The sequence below is a fragment of the Rhodococcus sp. 15-649-2-2 genome, from assembly GCF_002258645.1.
Classification (GTDB): Bacteria; Actinomycetota; Actinomycetes; order Mycobacteriales; family Mycobacteriaceae; genus Rhodococcoides.
In genome coordinates this window covers 1-1,018 of the sequence record NZ_NPFM01000005.1, presented here as the reverse complement: position 1 = coordinate 1,018, position 1,018 = coordinate 1, and the positions used below count along the sequence as shown (strand labels likewise).

Annotated in this window: 1 protein-coding gene; it reads right to left on the bottom strand. The window is 70.5% G+C overall.

Features of this window, described 5'->3' with window-relative positions; genetic code table 11:
• On the bottom strand, nucleotides 1-1,018 hold a 1,018-nt coding region (locus tag CH305_RS02710; protein WP_143545226.1), incomplete at both ends, for a citrate synthase 2.

The window sequence follows — 1,018 nt, the reverse complement described above, 5'->3', positions numbered from 1 at the left end:
CCCAGCCGTCGACGGACTCGGGGGTACGGGGTTCGGGGCCGGTGTACAGGGCGGCCGGGCGGACGAGCTTGCCCAGACGCTTCTGCTCGAGGATGTGCGCGCACCAGCCTGCAGTGCGTCCGCAGGTGAACATCGCGGGCATCATGTGGGCGGGCACCTCGGCGAAGTCGAGGATCACCGCGGCCCAGAATTCGACGTTGGTCTCGATCGCGCGGTCGGGGCGGCGTTCACGCAGTTCGGTCAACGCCGCTTGCTCGAGGGCGGCAGCGACCTCGTAACGGGGTGCGTTCAGTCTCTTGGCGGTGGCGCGTAGGACGCGGGCGCGGGGGTCTTCGGCGCGGTAGACGCGGTGCCCGAAGCCCATGAGCTTTTCTTTGCGGTCGAGGATGCCGGTGATCAGGGCGCGGGCGTCGCCGGTCTTCTCGACCTGTTCGATCATCGGCAGGACGCGCGCGGGGGCGCCGCCGTGCAGGGGGCCGGACATGGCGCCGATGGCACCGGAGAGGCAGGCGGCGACGTCGGCTCCGGTGGAGGCGATGACGCGGGCGGTGAAGGTGGAGGCGTTCATGCCGTGTTCGGCGGCCGAGACCCAGTAGGCGTCGATGGCGGCGACGTGGGCGGGGTCGGGTTCGCCTTTCCAGCGGACCATGAAGCGTTCGGTGACGGTGGCGGCTTGGTCGATGCGGGTTTGGGGGACGGCGGGTTGGTAGATGCCGCGGGCGGATTGGGCGACGTAGGACAGGGCCATCACCGAGGCGCGGGCGAGGTTGTCGCGGGCGGTGGTGTCGTCGATGTCGAGCAGGGGTTGGTAGCCCCAGATGGGGGCGAGCATCGCGAGGCCGGCTTGGACGTCGACGCGGACGTCTCCGGTGTGGATGGGGAGGGGGAAGGGTTCGGCCGGTGGGAGGCCGCGGCCGAATGCGCCGTCGACGAGCAGGGCCCAGACGTCGCCGAAGGTGACGTTCTGTGCGACGAGTTCTTCGATGTCGACGCCGCGGTAGCGCAGTGCGCCGCCGTC